The organism is Magnetococcales bacterium, from assembly GCA_015232395.1.
Lineage (GTDB): Bacteria > Pseudomonadota > Magnetococcia > Magnetococcales > JADFZT01 > JADFZT01.
In genome coordinates this window covers 49,804-69,589 of record JADFZT010000016.1, presented here as the reverse complement: position 1 = coordinate 69,589, position 19,786 = coordinate 49,804, and the positions used below count along the sequence as shown (strand labels likewise).

The window sequence follows — 19,786 nt, the reverse complement described above, 5'->3', positions numbered from 1 at the left end:
TTCGATGGCGGGGCCGGCCCCCAAGGCATGGGGGGAGCCGCTGGCATCCCTGGTGCGGAAGGATTCGATGGCGGGGCCGCTCCCCAAGGCATGGGGGGAGCCGCTGGCATCCCTGGTGCGGAAGGATTCGATGGCGGGGCAGCTCCCCAAGGCATGGGGGGAGCCGCTGGCATCCCCGGGGCAGATGGATTCGATGGCGGGGCCTTTCCCCAAGGCATGGAGGGCGCTTCTGGCATTCCCGGTGCGGAAGGATTTGACGGCGGAGCACAACCCCATGGGGCAGGAATGGGGGCTGGTATTCCCGGAGCAGAAGGATTTGACGGTGGAGCACAACCCCATGGGGCAGGAATGGGGGCTGGCATTCCCGGGGCAGATGGATTTGAAGGAAACGCGCAACCCCATGGCGCAGGAATGGGCGCAGGTATTCCCGGAGCACAAGGGTTTGGCGAAGGGGGAGCGGGCGTTGGGGCAGCGGTTCCCGGCCCCTCAAGAGCGGCAGGCCCTGGTATTGGGATGGGGGCCAACTCCCAAGGAGGGGGAGGTGTTACCTGGAGCGATGAAGAGCTGGCTCTCCTCAACGAAAAAGGCAGCGTCAAATATGTGATCACCGTCCCCCCAGTGACCATGAAACATGATGAAAAGGTGATTCAGGCCATCAATGCCCTGCTGCAAAACGGCACGAGCCTGATCGGAGTGGAGAAAAAAGGCAAGCTGGATCGGGTGATCACCGAGAGCGATCTGCGTCAGCTCATGGGGCCCTTTTATGGCTCCCGGGCCATGACCTCCCGGGACAAGGCCCTCTTTGCGCTACCCATCGACAAGGTCAACTATAACCAGACCGTCATCTCCATCCGCACCTCAGGCACCATCAACCAGGCAGCGGAGATCATCGACCAAAACAAACTCCGTGCCCTGCCGGTGGTCTCCAACAAGCAGGGGAGTCTCAGGGGATTTGTCACCGTCCACGGGCTGCTCAATATTTTCCGAAAGAAAAATTCGATCAAATAGCTCAGGACTCTACCTTAAAAAACATCCCTCACTCCCTCTTCCAGAACAGCTGGGTGATGAGATGATCACGCCCCCTTACCCTTCTCATCGACAAAGGGGTTTTCTCTCTTACGGAAAAAGATCCGCAGGGGAACGCCCGCAAACGGAAACTGCTCCCGAAGCTGGTTTTCCAGATAGCGGCGATAGGTGAGATTGACCCCATCGGGCCGGTTGGTAAAAAGAATAAAGGTGGGAGGAGAGACCGCCACCTGGGTCGCAAAACGAATCTTGACCGACCTTCCCCCGGAACGGGGCGGCGCATGTTTTTCCACCGCCTCCCGCAACCAGCGATTGAGTTGGCCGGTGGAGATACGCAACCGGCACCCCTTCCACACCTTTTCAGCGGTGGGGAGCAAGGGGTTGACGCCACTTCCGGATTTGGCCGACAAAAACCGCACCGGCACATGGGGAAAATGGGGGAATGCCCGGCGCAACTCCTCCAGAAAAAGCCTCCGCGCCTCTTTTCCCCGGGGCATGGCATCCCACTTGTTGACCGCCACCACCACCCCACACCCCGCCTCAATGGCGTAGCCCGCCACCTTTTGATCCTGATCGGTAATTCCCCGAGGGGCATCCAGCACCAGGATGGCCAGTTCTGCCCGATCGATGGCCTTGAGGGCAGCGATGGCTGAAAATTTTTCCAGCCGTTGGGAGATGCGCCTTTTGGCCCGGATACCCGCCGTATCCACCAAAATCACCTGCCCCCCGTCAGGACGCTCCAGCACCATGTCAACGCTGTCCCGGGTGGTGCCGGGAATGTCGGAAGCCAGCTGCCGGTTTTCTCCCAGGAGCTGATTCACCAAGGTGCTCTTACCCACGTTGGGCCGCCCCACCACCGCCACCCGAAGCGACTGATCCTCTGCCTTGTCCGACTCTCCTCCCGCCTCGATCTCTTCCGGCCACACCGGGGAAAGGGCATCGATCAGATCATCCATGCCATGGCCGTGGGCGGCGGAGATGGGGAGCAGGGGGTGAATGCCCAGTTCGTGAAAGGCAAACCGCCCCTCCCGCCCCTCCCTGGAATCACTCTTGTTGACAGCCAGCACCAGGGGTTTGCCAAAGCGTCGCAACATATTGGCAATGTGGCGATCTTCCGGCAGGGGACCGGCCTGGCCGTCGGTGACGAAAACCACCCCGTCCGCCTCTTCCAGAGCCACCATCACCTGTTCGGTCACCTGGGCAGCCAGAGGCTCCTCGGGGCCAGCCTGAAACCCCCCGGTGTCCACCAGACGAAATTTTCGCTTGCCCCAAACGCCAGAGCCATATTGACGATCCCGGGTGACCCCAGGTTTATCGTCCACCAACGCCTGACGGGAACGGGTCAGCCGATTAAAAAGAGAGGACTTACCCACATTGGGGCGTCCCACCAGGGCGATAAGTGGCAGCACGGTATCAGAGGCCAGAGTCAGAGGAGAGGGAGGTGACAAACCGACCCCCCTGATAACAGAGTAGGTTATCAGGGGGCAAAGATTGGCAAGAAAAAAACCGGATCAGCCCCTGACGGAAAAGACCGCCAGGGGGAAAAAACCAAAAATGAGCCCCAAACAAATTTACTGGAAACGCATCACATTGCCGTCGTTGGTCCAGAGATAGAGCCCCTTGGAGCCCCCCTCAGCTACCACCACAGGATCCGCATGGACCGGATCACCTATCTGATCGAGCCCCATGAGATGGCCGCTTTCGGGATCTACCGAAAAGAGGCGTTCCTGATCATCGGCGATGAAAATCTGATCGTTAAAGTAGACCGGAGCGGTCAACATGCCGTCGCTCAGACGGGTCTGCCACAGGGGAATGCCGTCCTCCGCCGAAATAGCCGAAAGCCCCCCTTCCATATCGGTGACATAGAGCCGCCCGGAAAAGAGCAAGGGACGCCGGACGGCCTTGATGGAGCGCTCCCAAAGACGGTTGCCGTTGTCCCCACTCAAGGCAACCAGCTTGCCCTTGTGATTGATGGCAAACACCCGGTCGTCCCCAGAGGCATTTTCCTCGACGACGATGGCGGCATCCACATCCTGGAGCATGTCAATCTCTACCCGCCCCCCGAGGATGGTCAAATTTTCCGACCAGTGGGGTTTGCCTTTATCGAGGCTCAAGGCATGCACCTCTCCGGAAGAGTAGCCCGTGTAAACCCGTTCGCCCACCACCGTCGGTCGCGCTGCACCACGCATCACCAATCCCTCAGGCAAGGATTGATGCATCCACTCCCGCTCTCCATCGGCAGCACTCAAAGCGTAAGTCCAGTTGTTCAAGGTGAGAAAAACCACCCGGCCCGAAGCGACCGTGGGGGCGGAAGCGACTGCGGTGGATACCCGGGTGCGCCACACCTCTTTACCGTTGAGTTGGGCCAGGGCAATCATCTCTCCTTCGACAGTGCCTGCATAGACCAACCCCTCACCCACAGCCACCCCACCGGCGATGGGATCCCCCACCTCCACATCCCAGATTTCCCCACCGGTTTTGGCGTGCAGCCGCACCACCTGGCCTTCATGGGTGGCTACGAAAACATCCCCCCCATCCACCACAAAGTGGCCCGGATGGTTGAAAAAATCGTCTGGCGTGCCTGCGACGGATTCATGCCAAACCCGTTTGAGGCCCGTAGAGCGTCCCGGATCGGGCACCACGAAGAGCGCCTCTTCCACACTGCTTGTGCTCTCGCTGTCTCCCCCCATCCAGGAGGGCATGGAGGAGCAACCGGCCAGCAACATCAGGCCGAAGGAAAACCAGAGCCTGCTCATTTTTTTTCTCCCGCCTCCAAACGTTCCGCCATGCGGTCGATGCGCCCTCCCAGAGCCCCGCCAGGTTGCAAAAGTTTGGCCTCCTTGAGATAAGCCAAAGCCTTGCCCCCTTCGCCTTTCTGTTCGGAAATCAACCCCTGCAACTCCAGCGCGTGGGCCTTGAAGGGAGATTGAGCGGGAATTTTGGCCAGATAACCCAGAGCCCCGGCCTCATCCTTACCAGCCACCAGATAGGCGGCGTTGAGGCGGGCCAGATCTGCCAAAGTTTCCGAGCTGCCAGGACTCCCGGCCACCCCTTCCAACAGACGAATCGCGCCCGGATCATCCCCACCGTCGTGCAACACCCGGGCTTTGATGAGCTGCCCCAAAACAGCATAATCCATGCTGCCGTAGCCGTCCTGGAGATTGTCCAGATATTTTCCGGCAACCGCCAAATCCCCCTGCTCGATACGACCAATGGCGGCCAGATAAAGCTCAGAAGCACTCTCCTCCTGCCCCGTGCGATACTCTTTCCATCCCACATAAGCGAACAAAACCAGAAAGAAGGCCACCAGCGTGCCGATAATCCGACCGCTGTTTTCCTTCCAAAATTTTTCGTAGCGGTCCGCTTCGAGCTGTTCGTCTACCTGTTCAAAAATTTCATCAATTTGAGCCATGGATCATCCCCTCGGACCGGTTGAGGAGGGTGCTGAGATAGGACACCACCTCTCCCCAGGCCATACATTTTTGTTCACCCTGCCCCATATTTTTCACCTGGGCAGTCTCCTCAGCCACTTCACGTTCACCAATGATCACGGCAAAATCGGCCCCGGAACGACCGGCTTTTTTCATCTGGCTCTTCATGGAGCCATCCCCGAGATCAAACGCCACCCCAATTCCCTCATCCCGCATCGCCTCCGCCAGGAGAATCCCCTGGGGCCTGGCTTTTTCTCCCACCGCCACCAGATAGACTCCCGGAGGCTTTTGAAACCGGGCCTCCTCACCCAGCAGCAGTGCCAGGCGCTCCACCCCCATGGCAAAACCGATGGCAGGGGTCGCAACCCCCCCCATCTCCCCCACCAGGCCGTCATAACGCCCCCCAGCCGCCACGGCATTTTGGGTTCCCAGATCTCCCGTAATCACCTCAAAGGCGGTACGGGTGTAGTAGTCCAACCCCCGCACCATCAGGGGATTGACCTGATAGGATAAACCCATGCGCTCCAGATGTCCCAACACCCCCTGGAAATGGTCCTGACACCCCCCACACAGATGGTCGATCATCTTGGGCGCATCCACCACCAGTTCCCGGCAACTGGGACGCTTGCAGTCGAGCACCCGCAGGGGGTTTTGTTCCAGACGGTTTTGGCAGTTGGGGCAGAGTTTCTCCCGCACCTCCTGAAAAAAGACGATCAGCTCCTGCCGGTAGGGATCCCGGCATTCGGGACACCCCAGGGAGTTGATCTCCAGCGTCAGGGAGCGATCCAGGCCGATCTCCCGCAAAATCCGCAGGACAATCGCCATCATCTCCACATCAGCCAACGGGCCATCCGGACCGAACAGCTCACAGCCGATCTGGTGGAACTGCCGGTAACGGCCTTTTTGGGGGCGCTCGTGGCGAAACATGGGCCCCATGTAAAAAACCCGCCAGGGAAGCTGCCGATGGAGGCTGTTGTCGATAAAGCTGCGCACCACCGAAGCGGTTCCCTCGGGGCGCAGGCTCAGGGAGTCCCCATTGCGGTCGGCAAAGGTGTACATCTCCTTTTCGACGATATCGCTGGTCGCCCCCACCGCCCGGGCAAAGAGTTCCGTCCGCTCAAAAATCGGGGTACGCAACTCGCCATAGCCGTAGAGATCAAAAACCCGTCGGGCGACCCCTTCCAGATAGTGGCGTCGGGCCGCTTCTTCCGGCAGGATATCCTTGGTTCCCCGCACCGTGGCAAAACGCTCTTTACCACTGCTGGCAGATTTTTTACCACCACCGGACTTTCCACCACCTCTGGACTTACCGCCACCTCCGGATTGATCGCGGCCTCCGGATATTACACTGCCGGCGGATGGATCGCTGTCACCCGGAAGCGCCGATTTTTCGGCCCCATCAGTCATGCCTTGTCTGACCTCTTGCTCATGTTGCCTCACGCATTTTCAGTGCAGCGGCCTCGGCCTCGGCCACCAGTCGCTCCACCAACTCTTCGTCGGTAATTTTTTCCAGGGGCTCTCCCCCTCGATAGAGGAGATTTTTACCCTCACCCCCCACCACCCCGGCCAAGCTCTCCTTGGCTTCCCCGGGACCGTTGACCACGCAGCCGATCACCGAAACCGTCACCGGCTCCCGAATGTGGGCGAGACGTTTTTCCAGTTGCGCCACCACATCGATCACCGCGAAGGTCTGCCGGGAGCAGGTGGGGCAGGAGATGATATCGACTCCCCGGGTCCGAAGCCCCAGGGCCTTGAGAATTTCAAACCCTACCCGGACCTCTTCCACTGGATCGGTGGAGAGGGAAACCCGCAGGGTATCGCCAATGCCCTCTGAGAGCAACAGTGCGAGCCCCACCGCCGATTTGACCGATCCCGGCAGGAGCCCCCCCGCCTCGGTGATGCCCAGGTGCAGGGGATAATCCACCTGCCCCGAAAGCTGACGATAAGCCGCCACCGTCAGCCCTACCTGACTGGCTTTGAGGCTGACCTTGATCTCTTGATAGTTGAGATCCTCCAGAATGCGGATGTGCTCAAGGGCCGACGCCACCATCGCTTCCGGGCAGGGTTCGCCGTAACGTTCCAGAAGAGCGCGCTCCAGGGAGCCGGCATTGACCCCGATCCGGATGGGCACCTGGCGCTCCCGTGCTGCCCGCACCACCTCCCCCACCCGCTCCCGGGAGCCGATGTTGCCGGGATTGATCCGCAGACAGGCGATGCCATTTTCCAGGGCGGTCAATGCCAGGCGATGATCAAAATGGATGTCGGCGATCAGGGGCACCGGAGATTGCGCCACCAGGGGGCCAACCGCACGGGCTGCCTCCTCGTCGGGACAGGAGACCCGAACCAGATCCGCCCCCGCCTCCGCCAACGCCCGAATCTGGGCCGAAGTGGCCGCCACATCCCGGGTATCGGTGTTGGTCATGGATTGGACGGAAATAACCCCATCCCCTCCCACCTGCACCCCCCCCACCGAAATCGGTCGGGTCGGCTTGCGGGGGGTCAAAAAGGAGACCCTGCTCACGGGTTTCCAGCAGCCTTTTTCCGCAGGGAAGTCGCGGTCAACTCCAGATTGTTGATGGGTTCCGCCGGATCTCCCTTGAGGAGAATACGCTCCTCACCCACAAAGATGGCGATCCCACCCCCGTGGCCGATGGTGGCCAGATAACGCCCCTCTTCCGGCATCACAAAACGCTGTCCGGAGCGAAGCACCATATCCTTCTTTTCCTCACCAGCCTGATCGAAAATCTGCACCCAGACACTCTCCTGGGCCTCCAGATAGACGGTATTTGGGGTGATTCCCGGCGGCACATCCCCCTCACCCGATTCGGGATAACGCTCCTCGATGGGCTGATCGCGTCGGGTGACTTGTGGGGCATCTTGAGCCACCTCCACGATACGGTCGGCCAGTCGATCCGAAACCGGCTGGGCCGGAGCCTCGGTGGCCGGAGCCTGGGCAGCGGTCGGGCTCTCCTGGGCCACCTGGGTAGCCACCCGCAAACGGGGATGGGTAGCCGGTGTTTCAGGATTCTCAACCGTTTCCGGTGCGCCAGGTTCAGCCAGCTGCTCTGTATCGGCTTCCCCCCCCTCCCCGGATGGGGTCGAGATGCTGCCGGAAGCCCGAACCAGAGGGGCATCCACGGCCAGTTTCAGAGCAGGAGTGGCAGCCGCTTCCGTGGCTGGGGTCTCCACACGCCTGGCCTCCCGGTCTTCTTCGGACTGGGGAATCAAATCGGCATCAATAGAGAGGCCGGAGTCGGTCTCGGACACCACCACCGGCGGCGTATCGCTCACCAGAGGCTCTTCCATCATCGCCTGGGGAGGCTCCGGTTTGGGTGTGGGGCCGTCGGGCACCAGTTCAGTCTGATATTTTTCAAACAGGACAAATATGACCACCAGGAGGACAATCCCCCCCAGCACCAGCCATTTGCCCGGACGAGGACCGGTTTTGGTATCCCCGGTGGGGGCTGGGGGCGGTTCCGGTCGCATGGGTTTGCGGGTGCGGCCATCCAGGCTGGCACTGAACTGGGCCACCAGTTCTTTCTCCGGCAGATCCAGGGCCTTGGCATAGATCTTTAAAAAACCCACGACAAAGGTATTGCCGGGCAGCTTGTCCAGCTCACCATTTTCCAGGGCGTTGAGGTGAAAATCCCGGATGCGGGTGGTGCGGGAAAGCTCCCGGAGGGTGAGCCCCTTGGCTTCCCGAGCCTCCCGCAGGGTCTGTCCCACCGCCAAAGCTGCCCCACCGCTGTTAGCAGGAGGCGCCTGGTTGGGGGCTTCTGTTGGGGGCTGCTGCTCTTCACCCTGTCCGTCAGGCTCCCCCAGAGAGGGCTCCTTGCCACGCAGCGGTTTCTTTTTGGGGACCGCCATGGGTCCCGATCGGTTTGACTTCATTCTTCCGTTCCCACTGCTGAAAGCCAATGGATCGCCCGTTTACCCGATTCGGATTGCGGTGCCAGCCTGGCAATCCGTCCATACACAGCCCGGGCCCCCTCCTGCTCACCTGCTGCCACATACGCCTTAGCCAGACGCTCCATCAAAACCAGATGATCGGGATGTTCCGCCAAACCCATTTGCAGCTGTTGCTTCTCCAGAGAGGGTTTTCCCACATCCCGGTAGTGGTCGGCAAGTTCCAGACGTCCCCCCAGATGACCCGGATTGTAATCGATGGTTCGGGTCAGGGCCGTCATCATCTTTTCTGTTTCGCCCCGGCGTTTATAAAGCAGGGCCAAATTGAACTGGGCATCCTCAGGTGTAGCGTAGGTAAGATCCTGTAACGCCTCACCAAAAGCTTTTTCAGCTTCCTCCAGCTGCCCCAGGCGCATGTGCGCCACCCCCAGGTTGTTGCTGATCTGGCCGCTATGGGGCTCTATTTCGTGAGCCTTTTCCAACACCGCCAACGCCTGCTGGGAACGCCCCACCCCATCGTAGGCCAACCCCAGCGCCACCAGCACCTCCAGGTTGTCCGGGTCGATGGCCTGGGCCTCTTGCAGAGCGGGTAGCGCCATCACCGCATTGCCCCGATTGAGATAAGCCTGCCCCTTGTCCAGATAAACCGTCAGATCCTCAGCGGAAACATTTGGTTTTGAATCCCCGCCACAGGCTGAAAAGAGCAAACCGCTCCCCAGAGTGAGTACCACAGCCCCCATGCGCCAGATAACACCCAAGCTCCCCCGGCTTGCCGGAAGGTTTTTCCCGAGGCTGTTTTGTCCCTTGGCTGGCATGGATCGTTTCATCATCTGGATCAGGATACCCGAAAACCGTTGGTGATGGGATAGCGCCTGTCCTTGCCGAAGGCCCGCCGGGTAACCCGCACACCGGGGGAGGCTTGACGCCGTTTATATTCATTTTGGTCCACCAGCCGAATGATCCGGGCTGCGGTGGCCCGGTCGATCCCTTTATTGACGATCTCCATAAGCCCCAGTTCCTGTTCCACATAATATTGCAAAATTTGATCGAGAACGGGATAAGGGGGCAAGGAATCGGTATCTTTCTGGTCGGGTTTAAGCTCCGCCGACGGGGGCTTGTCGATAATTCTTTCCGGCACCGGCGGGGGCTCTCCCGCCTCTTGGGCCCATTGGTTGCGCGCCCGGGCCAGTCGATAGACCCCCTCTTTCAGGAGATCCTTCAAAACCGAAAACCCCCCGGCCATATCGCCATAGAGGGTGGCATAACCGACACTGATCTCGCTTTTATTGCCGGTGGTCACCAGAAGCAGGCGCTTTTTATTGGAGATGGCCATCAGCAGCGTTGCCCGAATGCGGGGCTGGATGTTTTCCTCGGTGACATCGGCCCCATAACCCGCAAATTCGTCCTTCAGGCTCGCCTGAAAAAGATCAAACAGCGGCCCGATGGGAATCTCTCCCAGTCGAATACCCAATCGCCTGGCCCCGTCAGCGGCATCCTCCAGGCTTTCCGGAGAGGTGTATGGAGAGGGCATCATCACCACCTCCACCCGCTGGGGCCCCAAGGCATCGGCACAGATGACCGCGGTCAGCGCCGAGTCGATCCCCCCCGAAAGCCCCAACACCACCCCATCAAAACCATTTTTACGCACATACCCCGCAAGCCCCGTACACAACACCTGGTAGAGCTCCCGGGTAGCATCGGCCAGGGGTTCCATCCGCCCCGGCACGAGAGTTACGCCTCTCTTGGCCCTCTCTCCAACCGGCGCCCCTTCCCCCTGGGGCTCCGACCGTTCCCGGGGCTCCTGGCGCACTCGGATCAGGTTGAGATCCTCCCGACAAAAAGCGGAGCGGGCGATGATCTCTCCATGGCGATCCATGGCAAAGGAGTCCCCATCAAAAACCAGTTCGTCCTGCCCCCCTACCAGATTGACATAAACAATGGGCAGGCCGTGCTCCTGGACCCGGCTGGTGACGGTTTTCAGCCGTTGGGTCCGCTTATCCATATGAAAAGGAGAGGCGTTGAGATTCAGGATCAGCTCGGCGCCCCCCCGGGCCAACTCCGGCAAAGGGCCGTCGGTATGCCAGATATCCTCACAGACGGTCACACCGATGGCGATACCCCGGTAGTCGAAAGGGCGGGTGGATGTTCCGGGTTGAAAATAGCGCCGTTCGTCAAAAACCCCATAGTTGGGCAGACGCCATTTGACCGCCATCCCGGTTTCCACCCCATTCTGGATCAATAGGCCCACATTCCAAAGCCCCTCCGGGCCAGAACGGATGGAACCGTAGAGAATATCGATGCCTATTTCAGCCGCCCCACGGTGCAGCTCCTCCTCCACCTGCCCCAATCTTTCCAGAAACAGGGGCTTGTGGAGAAGATCTTCCGGGGGATAGCCGGTGAGGGCCAACTCCGGAAAAACCGCCAGGTCAGCCCCGGCCTCCTTGGCCTTGCGGACGTGTTCCAGGAGTGCACGGCTGTTTTTTTCCAGGGCCCCAACGTGGGGGTCCACCTGGATCATGGCCAGGGTAAATTCCATAGGGTCGAAAGATTCCAGACTGAATACCGGAGAGAGTCAGGCCAGATTCCAAAAAGAGAACCATGGCACCTCAAAATATCAGAACTCTACATATTACGGGATTCCCCTTCAGGTTGCCAATGGGATGGATGCCATCGGCTGGAAGAAGAAAACGCCACCCACCGAAAAGGGGATACGCCTACTCCAGGAAAGGGTCTTGGGCTTTAACCACTGCCCCCTTTCGAAAGCTCCCCCAGCACCTCCTGAAGCGCACTGAAAGCCTCCCGAACCCCTTCAAGCTCACCTGTGGCCGCCTGCCATTGTCCTTCACAGATCTGTTTATGCAGCTTTTGCAGGGGAATACGCAGATCGGGAAAAATGACGCCGACGATGCTCCCCTTCAAGACATGGGAGGTGGCCCTGGCCGAGCCGGGATTTCGCCGTTTGAGATCCCTCACCAAATTTCCCAGCAGCTCCTCCATCTGGGTCGTCAGCAATCCAGCCACCTCCACCATATCCTCTTGGGTGAGGCCGATGGCCTCCAGAGCGGCGGTCACCTGGGCGAGGGCGGGCTTGGGGAGGGTGGCCTCCGACGATATCTCAGAGGTGGCAGGCTGAGGGGAATCCGCCAGGGGGATAAACCGGCTGAGTTTTTCCCGCAAAGCGTCCAAGGCGACCGGCTTTTCCAGCAGATCGTCCATACCCGCTTCCCGGGCAGACTGCTGATTTTCCCCGGTGATATCAGCGGTAAAGGCGATAATGGGTATCCGAGGCAGCCCCTCTTCCAATGCCCACTGCCGAATGGCCCGGGTCGCTTGGTAGCCATCCATGATCGGCATCTGACAATCCATAAAAACCAGGTCAAACGCCTCCTCCCGGCAGGCAGCAAAAGCTTCCTCTCCCTGGGTGGTGGAGACGATATTCCCGCTGGCAATCCCCAGCTTGGCCAACATCCCCCGGGTCACAGCCAAATTGGCCTCATGATCGTCCACCAGCAAAATCCGCACGTCCGAACGAAAGGTGCGTTCCGGCTCCCTGGGCAAGAGTGTGACGGAACTCCCCGGGTCCAAGGGTGTTTTCATCAACCAGCGGATGGTGTTTTGCAGCTGTTCGGTGGTGAAGGTTTTTTTCAGGCAGAGGGCTGGCCCCGGCAAAAAGGAGGTCTGATCGAACCCCGAATCCAGATGGTCGGTGAGGAGAATAAAGGCAGACGGGGTATTGGCGGTCTCCAGAAGGGGCAAATCCCGGCGATGGTGGTCGTCGGGTCGATCGTTGATGATCACCAGATCAAAGGGATGTTTGGCCACCGCCGAGTTACGCAGCAACTCCACCGCCTTGCTGATGGCGGTTACATGACCACAGCGCACCCCCCAGGCATCCAAAATATTGCGAATCCGGCTCAGCTGCATCCCCTCCCCCGCCACCACCAGGGCACGCATACCCTCCAGGCCGGAGGGTTCGGCCAACCGGGGTTGGTGGGGCTGCTCCCCCAGCTCAATGGTAAAATGGAAGGTGGAGCCGGAATCAGCAAAAGCATTGGCCTCCACCCCGATCTCCCCATCCATCCCGGCTACCAGATGTTTGCAAATGGCCAAGCCCAGACCGCTGCCCCCATAAAGACGGGTGGTGGAACTGTCGGCCTGGGTGAAGCGGTCAAATATTTTTTCCCGTAGTGCCTCATCCACGCCGATGCCGGTATCCCGCACTTCAAAGAGAAATTCAATCCCCTTGTCACTTCGCCCCACCGGCCCCCCATGAAACTCCACCAGCCCCCCAGCCGGGGTAAACTTGACGGCGTTGGCAATGAGGTTGGTAAACACCTGCCGCAGGCGATTGGCATCTCCCATCACCCGGGCTGGCAGCTCGCTGGGATAGAATACCGTCAGCTCAATCCCCTTGGCCTGGGCCAGGGGGGAGAGGGCCAGCGCAGTCTCCTCCATCAACTCCCGCAGATCAAAATCCACCTGATCGAAGATAAACTGCCCCGCTTCGATTTTGGAATAATCGAGAATATTGTTGACCAGGGAGAGGAGATTTTCTCCAGAGCTGGAAGCGAGTTTGACATGCTCCCGGGCTTCCCGGTCAAGTTTTGCGTCCCGGAGAAGTTCAAGCATCCCCAGCACCACATTGAGAGGGGTGCGGATTTCGTGGCTCATGGTGGCCACAAACTGGCCTTTGGCGACGTTGGCCGACTCCGCCACCCGCAACGCCTCCTGCAAGCGGGCATTGGCGGTGGAAAGCTCTCCGGTACGCGCGGAGACCAGCTCCTGCAGATGATCCCGGTGCAGGGAAAGCCCCCGTTCCGCCCCTCTGAGCCGGCCGATATATTCGTGAACCAAACGGACCATCTGGGCGGCCAACAGCACCACCAGGAGGTTCAACACCAGATAGCCCCGAAAAGCCCACTCGGCATCCAACTCCAGCACCCCCCCCTGATATTGGATCTCCTCGGAAAGTCGGTTTTCCACCTCTTTGAGCAGGTCGATTTTTTTGGTAATGGCATAAAACCAATCGTTGGCATCAATACCGAACGATCCCCTCTCCCCTTTGGCCAGGATAATCTGGCGCAACCGACCCACCCGGGAGACCACTTCATGGCTCAACATGTTGTGATAGAAGGCAGACTGTTTGGCGGTCATAAAGGAGAGAAAAACCCGGGTATAGGTCTCCTGCTCCGCCACCAGGGTATGAAATTGATGCAGATTACCCGGTGCAAATTGGTCCTGGGCCAGGGTTCCGGTTATCAACGCCCGCTCGATGCCTGCCCGCTCCTTGCTCAACAGGAAATATTCATACCCGGCAATGAGGGACATCATTTGGGGATTGGTGGTCAATCTGGAGAGAACGCCAATCATCTCAAGAAAAGCAGCGTTCATTTCGGAATAGTGGGTGATGGCCTCCTGCACCGAAATCTTCTGCTGATCCACCTGCAGACGAAATGCCGCCATAGCGTCAAGATAACTCAGCGCATGGGCCAGTGCCCCCTGAAAATCAGCGCCGATGCCTTCCATAGCGCCAACTTTCTCGACATCGAAGTCTTTGATTTTTTTTTGAAAGGTCAGGAGGTTTCGGTTGGTCCGCTGCCGCTGGCTGGACAACTCGGAGCGAAACTGCTCACCGCTGCTCCCCAAAAACCCAGCGGTATAGCCCCGCTCCTTCTGGGTTTCGTGGACCAGAGCGCTGCTCTCCACCGCAAGCTCGGCAAGCTCCGCCAGAGCAGCCATGCGTTCCAGGATGTCATATTTGGCCACTACCCCCTGAACGCTGAACCAGATGAGCCCAGCCAAGGGAAACAGCAGCATCAAGCCAAACCTGAATCGCAGTTTTTCCATGCCCCCCTCACCCCGGCCAAATCGCTCTCAGGAAAATCCGATACTATATCAGGGTAAGCTTGGAAAAATCGATGGCAGGCGGATCCTCTGACAAAAATCAGGAGTGGCCATGGCTGGACATCCTCCAGACCATCGGCCATGACGCCAGGAGATGGTCGTGATGGCAGGCTGTTTGGTCTGGAACAGGCCTCTGTTAACGCATCTCCTGCATAAAGGCCATCTGGGGTAGGCCGGTCCGACAGGAAACCGCCAGTTCCCCTCCTGCCTCCTTTTGGAGCTGTGCCACATCGGGAACCCGAATGATGCGGTTTTGCACCTCAATGACACCCTGTTTTTGCAAGCGCCCCAGCAGACGGGAAAGGGTCTCCGGTTTGACGGAAAGCTCCTGGGCCAATTCTGTCCGGGAGAGCGCCAACTCAATCACCGCGCGCTCTTGAAGGGGAGGGGGAATCTGGTTCAACAAAAAATTGGCCAGGCGACTGGAGGGGCTGCACAGGCTCAATTCGGAAATATCCTGAATGTGGGTCTGCAAACGGCTTGAGAGCAGTCCCATCATGCGAAAACAGGTAGCGGGAGAGTGCCAGAGAAATTCCCGGAAGGGCTGCTTGCGAAATGCCATAAGCTTGCTTGGCTCCACCGCCTGCACCGTCACCGGATGGCGGGTATCCTCCTGAAAGAGCAGTGCGGCTCCGACGAACTCTCCCTTTTCCAGCCGGGTATAAATCTTCCGGCTGCCCATGAGAGAGGTTCGAAACAGCTGAACACACCCCCCCTTCAACCAGTAAAACCACTCTGCCACATCGTCCTGTTGAACCAAGATATCGCCCTCCTCCAGGGTGATCGGTTCGGCCATCTGGTGGAGCTGTTTCAATTGAGCAACCGTGCAGCTGGCAAATAGCTTTGTTTTTTTTAAGCTACTGGCCATTTCGTTAAAAGTCACGACACCCCCCATTTGACAAAATAATTGACTGGTTTTGATGAAAATCAATCAAACAACATCCAATACGGCTCAACTCTGCAAGAAAATCTTGCTTGATTTTAGATGCAAACGGATAATGTTTGGTTAACAAAAGTCAAGACTGGTTAACAAAAACAGCTCTATCATTATTATAGAAGCAGGATAGATGACACCGATCAGCAAAACAAATGCCGAATTTTAATCATTTTATAGATACCAACCATAACCTCCCCATCGACAGCTGCCCTCGCTTTAAAAACCATTCCGGCAACCCTCACCACTACAATGGCAGCTGGGCCAGAAATCAGAGTGTGCCCAGTGTGACATATTGTTTAATCCATCCAAATAAGCTAAAAATTGCGCCTTCCAGAAGTGGGAAAAGCCAGGGATAGCCGTGATAAAACCCAAGCCCCACAGCCAGAAGAATCATTCCCCACCAAGGTCACGACGCCACAGGGAGAAAGAGATGAGCCTTCACAAGTGGGTACGACCCAACGTACTCGCCTTGGCCGGATATGTTCCCGGAGAGCAGCCCAGCCCCCGGCAAACCCTGATCAAACTCAACACCAACGAAAACCCCTTCCCCCCCCCGGAAGCGGTTTTGACGGCCATTCGGGAAACCTCCCGGGGTGATCGTCTGCGCCTCTACCCGGAGCCATCCGCCAGACTGGTTCGAGAAGCCGCCGCAGCAGCCTATGGGCTTTCTCCTGAAGAGATAGTGGTGGGCAACGGCTCCGACGATCTGCTCACCATGATTTTGCGCACCTTCGTCGATCCCGGAGAAGGGGTGGCAGCCCCAGACCCCACCTATACCCTCTACGCCCCCCTCACCCAACTCCAGGGAGGGCGATTCATTCCGGTCCCCTGGGCGGGTGGAGAGCGATTCGAACTACCCATATCAGCCTTGGCCGATACCGGCGCCAAAGTGATTTTTTTGCCCCGCCCCAACGCCCCCACCGGGCATGTCAACTCCCTGGAGGAGGTGGCCCGACTCTGCCAGGCTGCTCCGGGGGTGGTGGTCCTGGATGAGGCCTACGGGGATTTTGCCATGGATAATGGCCTTCCCCTGCTACCGGATCACGACAACCTGATCATCACCCGCAGCTTTTCCAAATCTTTGTCCTTGGCAGGCTTGCGTATTGGTCTGGGCTTCATGTCCCGGGAAATCGCCACCCAAATGCACAAGGTCCGGGATTCCTACAATCTGGATGCCGTGGCCCAGGCAGCGGCTACGGCGGCTCTGGAAAACCTCTCAACCTGCGAAAAAAACACCAGGATCATTCGTCAAGAACGGCAGCGACTCACCCAAAATCTCCAGGAGCGCGGCTTTCAGGTCATTCCAAGTCAGGCCAACTTTATCCTCACCACCATCCCCACGGGAAAACGGGATGGCGAAGGATGGCTGGCGGACCTCAAGACCCACGGCTTTTTGGTGCGCTATTTCGGCAGTGACCCCAACCTGGCCGACAAACTTCGCATCACCATCGGCACCCCCGAAGAGATGGATCGATTCCTTGGGGTCGTGGATCAACTTCTTGAAAACAATCAAACAGGATAGATGCTATAGCAGTTCTATCTCAAAATTGGACACTCTTCCCTGACTCGTCATCCCCGCGAAGGCGGGGATCCAGGGAGTGATGATTGCCCTTAAGGAAAAACCAAATTTTCAAGAAAGGCCGGTGTTTTGCTGAAAGTGGAGCAAGATTTGGAAAGGTTCGTGCCAGACACTCTGGATTCCCGCATTCGCGGGAATGACAGCAAAAGAGTAACGGCATATGCCCAATTCTGGATTGGAGTTGCTATATTGACCTCTACATCCTGGGACATAATGCCAAAATTAATCGCCGCCTCCCCCTCTGTGAGCACCCACCCATAGAGATCCAACTCACCTTGATGGAGTGGATCATCGCCACCTCTGCCGTCACCTTGGGAGCCGCCCTTCAAGGGGCCTTGGGGTTTGGGGCGGCGGTGGTGGCCATTCCCATTCTGGCTCTGCTCAACCCGGCTCTGGTACCGGGTCCGATGATGCTGGCCGCTTTTTTTCTCACCGCTCTGACGTGGCATCGGGAACGCCATGCCGTGGTGTTTGCGGATGTCCAGTGGGCTTTTTTGGGGCGTTTGGGGGGAATCGGGATAGGGGCTTGGACCTTGACCATGCTCTCGGGGGGATGGATGGAGCTGACCCTGGGGGTGATCGTGATCGTGGCGACCCTCCCTGGCATTCGGGGGATTCACCTGCACCCCACCACCCCCAACCTCATCTGGGCAGGAGCGGTCTCCGGCTTCATGGGCACCACCGCAAGCCTGGGAGGCCCTGCCATGGCGCTGGTCTACCAAAACGTCTCCGGCCCCAGACTCCGGGGCTCACTGGCCGCTTATTTTACCCTGGGGATTCTGATAACCCTGCCGGTTTTGTGGGGGGTGGATCGATTTGGTCCCGGGGAGATCCGGGCGGGGTTGATTCTGACCCCCGGCATCATCGTGGGATTTATCCTCTCCAAACGCTTCACCCCCTATGTGGATCGGGGACGTACCAAACCCGCTGTGCTGCTCCTCTCCGGCACTGCGGGACTGCTGCTTGTTCTGCGGGCCATCCTGCATATTTCAGCCGGGGGATAAACCAACGCTCTTATCCTCTCTTCCCCACTGGCGGCACCTTTGACTGGAAAGCCTGTTTTTCCACCGAAAATCGGAACCAAAAGGCTTTTTGGCCACTCAAAGGGCTAAGTCCCAATTCCTCGAATAACGGTCGCCATCCGAGCTTGAGGAGACCCCCCATGGAAAACTATCCCGCCGACATCACCATTCACATCGACGAAACCCTGGACGATGACCAAAGAGTGCGCCTGACCCACACCCTGATTCTGCGGGAGGGGGTTCATTCAGTCCAGTTTCAGACCCACAATCCCCATCTGATGAATGTCCGCTACGATCCAAAGCGGGTGAGCGCCACCGATATCAACCGGCTGGTGCAGCACTATGATTTCACCCTCTTCCGGCCTCTTGGCCTGCCCCATGGGGGATTGCACACCCAGATGATCGGGTTGTAGCCGGAACGGGAAGGCTGCCTCCGCCGAACCGGCCACCCGGATTTGATTAACCGATCAACTTTTTGCAGGCCGCGATGCACTTCTGGCACGACTCCATGCAGGCCCGGCATTGGGCATGCTTGTCCTTGTGCTGGGCACAGGCTTTTTCACAAGCGATGCAGATGGTGATGCACACCTGGGCGAACTGTTTCAGGTGGGCTGAATCGAGGGCGGCCAAACGCGCCAAAGCGGAACAGGCGGGGAGCATTTCCGAAACGGAGTCCATGCACTCTTTCATGGCAACATCCCCACTCCCCAAGAGGGTGATGCAGTGATCCAGGCAGATTGAACCTGTCTTGACGCAATCAAGGGCGGCATCAATCACCGCTTCATTGGCTGTTCCACCCCCATGATGGTGGGCGTGATCCATCTCAGCCAGGGCGCTGCCCGGGGTCAGGGTGGCGGCGAGAAGGCCCGCTCCGACGGTGGAAGCCCCCACCAGCAGATCCCGGCGGTTGAGGGGGTTGCCGGCAGCGGTTTGGGACTCATCTGATGATTTTTGCATGGTACTCTCTCCTGGATTCAATGATTGGTGGCGGACTATTCCAAGGTGCAGGTCTGATGAATAAGGGTGCTTTATGCCCAAAAAAAAGGGTTGCAGAACTGGATTTGCACCTTAGATGCCAAGGGAAGACCCAAGCCCCACAACCCCAAGAGGGGGCTGATTAGACTGAATAGGGTAGAGAGTCAATATTCGGACCAAGTTTCATGATGTTGATTTTTAAGGAAAACACCCAAGAGCCCCACCATAAAACAGGTGAAATCACTCAACTTTATCCATTCTTTTGAGTCATTTGCCACACCCCCGCCCAAACACCCTCAAAAATCACCACACAACAGGCTTTTTCATGCTCATTGACCTCCATGACCGGGTGAAATGACCTGTTTGATTCCCTCGAACAAAGACTGGAAAATAGCCAGCAAAACCCAAACAGGCTTCCCCCCCAACCAAACCACCCGGGATTCCATTTCATCCAATCAGGAAAAATGGTCTGGGGAATACCGGCCAAAATCAAACAGGACTTGGAACGACTCTTATGAAACAGTGCGGACTCTCACCCCGATTGGCCCTGTTCATCCTCCTCTGGCTGCCAGCTCTACCAGCCTGGGGAGGGGAAGTGGATCCAACCACCCAGGAAAAAGAGGCGATCGCGGCCTATCAACAATTTGCCAATGCCTTGATGGCTGGCCGCTTCGATGAGGCCCGAGCCCACTCCCGGGAACAGGCCCTGGAGCTGGTTCAGCTTAAAGAAGCCAAAGTGCTGGAAGGGCTGAAAATCCCCCCTATCAGCACGCCGATGTTTATGATTGTGGATAAAAAACTCTCCCTCAGCGGAAAACAGGCAGAGATTCAGGGGGTGCAGGTGATCCAGGAAGACACCCCCGCCGGAATGCTGCAACCCCCACAGCTCCACCGCCAATGGGTTAAACTGGTGTGGGCTGAACAGAGCTGGAAGGTGATTTCGTTTCGGGATGTGCTGGAAGAGTGCTGCTATTGAGAAGAAGGTGAGAACAAAAGCAAAACCTTG

16 protein-coding genes are annotated in these 19,786 nt (G+C 58.2%); 5 read left to right on the top strand and 11 right to left on the bottom strand.

All coding sequences use genetic code 11. The features are described from left to right. Nucleotides 1-1,008 (top strand): CBS domain-containing protein (locus HQL52_06810; protein MBF0369151.1); only part of this gene is annotated, 1,008 nt, incomplete at its 5' end. A 65-nt stretch (nucleotides 1,009-1,073) separates the two neighbouring features. Here HQL52_06810 and der read toward each other — a convergent pair. The 10 genes from der to HQL52_06760 all read right to left on the bottom strand — a co-directional run bounded on the left by der (nucleotide 1,074) and on the right by HQL52_06760 (nucleotide 15,150). After that, a complete protein-coding gene (gene der, locus HQL52_06805; GenBank protein MBF0369150.1) occupies nucleotides 1,074-2,474 on the bottom strand; it encodes a ribosome biogenesis GTPase Der in 1,401 nt (466 codons plus the stop codon). Nucleotides 2,475-2,597: 123 nt separating this feature from the next. Further along, entirely contained in the window at nucleotides 2,598-3,782 is a 1,185-nt protein-coding gene (locus HQL52_06800; protein ID MBF0369149.1) for a PQQ-binding-like beta-propeller repeat protein, read from the bottom strand. After that, nucleotides 3,779-4,438, bottom strand: a complete 660-nt coding sequence (locus HQL52_06795; protein ID MBF0369148.1) for a tetratricopeptide repeat protein — start codon at nucleotides 4,436-4,438, stop codon at nucleotides 3,779-3,781. The genes HQL52_06800 and HQL52_06795 overlap by 4 nt, the downstream gene beginning before the upstream one ends. Beyond that, nucleotides 4,425-5,864, bottom strand: coding sequence for a histidine--tRNA ligase (locus tag HQL52_06790; protein MBF0369147.1), 1,440 nt, complete (start codon nucleotides 5,862-5,864; stop codon nucleotides 4,425-4,427). The genes HQL52_06795 and HQL52_06790 overlap by 14 nt, the downstream gene beginning before the upstream one ends. 19 nt (nucleotides 5,865-5,883) lie before the next feature. After that, nucleotides 5,884-6,978 carry a flavodoxin-dependent (E)-4-hydroxy-3-methylbut-2-enyl-diphosphate synthase gene (gene ispG / locus HQL52_06785; protein ID MBF0369146.1) on the bottom strand — a complete coding sequence of 365 codons (1,095 nt, stop codon included), beginning with the start codon at nucleotides 6,976-6,978 and terminating at the stop codon, nucleotides 5,884-5,886. Further along, complete coding sequence (locus tag HQL52_06780; GenBank protein MBF0369145.1) at nucleotides 6,975-8,348, bottom strand: helix-turn-helix domain-containing protein; 1,374 nt, start codon at nucleotides 8,346-8,348, stop codon at nucleotides 6,975-6,977. Before HQL52_06780 ends, ispG begins: the two co-directional genes overlap by 4 nt. Continuing rightward, the gene (locus HQL52_06775) at nucleotides 8,345-9,178 is read right to left on the bottom strand and encodes a tetratricopeptide repeat protein (GenBank protein MBF0369144.1); all 834 of its coding nucleotides are present in this window, start codon (nucleotides 9,176-9,178) and stop codon (nucleotides 8,345-8,347) included. Before HQL52_06775 ends, HQL52_06780 begins: the two co-directional genes overlap by 4 nt. 20 nt (nucleotides 9,179-9,198) lie before the next feature. Then, nucleotides 9,199-10,899 (bottom strand): NAD+ synthase, encoded by a 1,701-nt coding sequence (locus HQL52_06770; GenBank protein MBF0369143.1) that lies wholly within the window; start codon nucleotides 10,897-10,899, stop codon nucleotides 9,199-9,201. Between the two features lie 203 nt (nucleotides 10,900-11,102). Next, complete coding sequence (locus tag HQL52_06765; protein ID MBF0369142.1) at nucleotides 11,103-14,210, bottom strand: nitrate- and nitrite sensing domain-containing protein; 3,108 nt, start codon at nucleotides 14,208-14,210, stop codon at nucleotides 11,103-11,105. 193 nt (nucleotides 14,211-14,403) lie between these two features. Next, nucleotides 14,404-15,150 carry a Crp/Fnr family transcriptional regulator gene (locus HQL52_06760; GenBank protein MBF0369141.1) on the bottom strand — a complete coding sequence of 249 codons (747 nt, stop codon included), beginning with the start codon at nucleotides 15,148-15,150 and terminating at the stop codon, nucleotides 14,404-14,406. Nucleotides 15,151-15,634: 484 nt separating this feature from the next. Here HQL52_06760 and hisC point away from each other — a divergent pair, with 484 nt between their 5' ends. From hisC to HQL52_06745, 3 genes are all read left to right on the top strand, one after another. Further along, on the top strand, nucleotides 15,635-16,726 hold the full coding sequence (gene hisC / locus HQL52_06755; protein MBF0369140.1) for a histidinol-phosphate transaminase: 1,092 nt from the start codon (nucleotides 15,635-15,637) through the stop codon (nucleotides 16,724-16,726). Nucleotides 16,727-17,058: 332 nt separating this feature from the next. After that, nucleotides 17,059-17,787, top strand: coding sequence for a sulfite exporter TauE/SafE family protein (locus HQL52_06750; protein ID MBF0369139.1), 729 nt, complete (start codon nucleotides 17,059-17,061; stop codon nucleotides 17,785-17,787). Nucleotides 17,788-17,945: 158 nt separating this feature from the next. Continuing rightward, on the top strand, nucleotides 17,946-18,218 hold the full coding sequence (locus HQL52_06745; GenBank protein ID MBF0369138.1) for a hypothetical protein: 273 nt from the start codon (nucleotides 17,946-17,948) through the stop codon (nucleotides 18,216-18,218). Nucleotides 18,219-18,264: 46 nt separating this feature from the next. Here the strand turns inward: HQL52_06745 and HQL52_06740 are convergent, their stop codons facing one another. Further along, the gene (locus HQL52_06740) at nucleotides 18,265-18,762 is read right to left on the bottom strand and encodes a four-helix bundle copper-binding protein (GenBank protein ID MBF0369137.1); all 498 of its coding nucleotides are present in this window, start codon (nucleotides 18,760-18,762) and stop codon (nucleotides 18,265-18,267) included. Nucleotides 18,763-19,294: 532 nt separating this feature from the next. Here HQL52_06740 and HQL52_06735 point away from each other — a divergent pair. After that, entirely contained in the window at nucleotides 19,295-19,756 is a 462-nt protein-coding gene (locus HQL52_06735) for a hypothetical protein (GenBank protein MBF0369136.1), read from the top strand. Nucleotides 19,757-19,786: the final 30 nt, after the last annotated feature.

Excerpts from the sequence above, each read along its gene's own strand:
- HQL52_06735 (MBF0369136.1), top strand. The coding sequence starts at position 19,295 with ATGAAACAGTGCGGACTCTCACCCCGATTGGCCCTGTTCATCCTCCTC.
- HQL52_06780 (MBF0369145.1), bottom strand. The coding sequence starts at position 8,348 with ATGAAGTCAAACCGATCGGGACCCATGGCGGTCCCCAAAAAGAAACCG.
- HQL52_06790 (MBF0369147.1), bottom strand. The coding sequence starts at position 5,864 with ATGACTGATGGGGCCGAAAAATCGGCGCTTCCGGGTGACAGCGATCCA.
- hisC (MBF0369140.1), top strand. The coding sequence starts at position 15,635 with ATGAGCCTTCACAAGTGGGTACGACCCAACGTACTCGCCTTGGCCGGA.
- HQL52_06745 (MBF0369138.1), top strand. The coding sequence starts at position 17,946 with ATGGAAAACTATCCCGCCGACATCACCATTCACATCGACGAAACCCTG.
- HQL52_06795 (MBF0369148.1), bottom strand. The coding sequence starts at position 4,438 with ATGGCTCAAATTGATGAAATTTTTGAACAGGTAGACGAACAGCTCGAA.
- HQL52_06800 (MBF0369149.1), bottom strand. The coding sequence starts at position 3,782 with ATGAGCAGGCTCTGGTTTTCCTTCGGCCTGATGTTGCTGGCCGGTTGC.
- HQL52_06765 (MBF0369142.1), bottom strand. The coding sequence starts at position 14,210 with ATGGAAAAACTGCGATTCAGGTTTGGCTTGATGCTGCTGTTTCCCTTG.
- HQL52_06770 (MBF0369143.1), bottom strand. The coding sequence starts at position 10,899 with ATGGAATTTACCCTGGCCATGATCCAGGTGGACCCCCACGTTGGGGCC.
- HQL52_06740 (MBF0369137.1), bottom strand. The coding sequence starts at position 18,762 with ATGCAAAAATCATCAGATGAGTCCCAAACCGCTGCCGGCAACCCCCTC.
- HQL52_06775 (MBF0369144.1), bottom strand. The coding sequence starts at position 9,178 with ATGCCAGCCAAGGGACAAAACAGCCTCGGGAAAAACCTTCCGGCAAGC.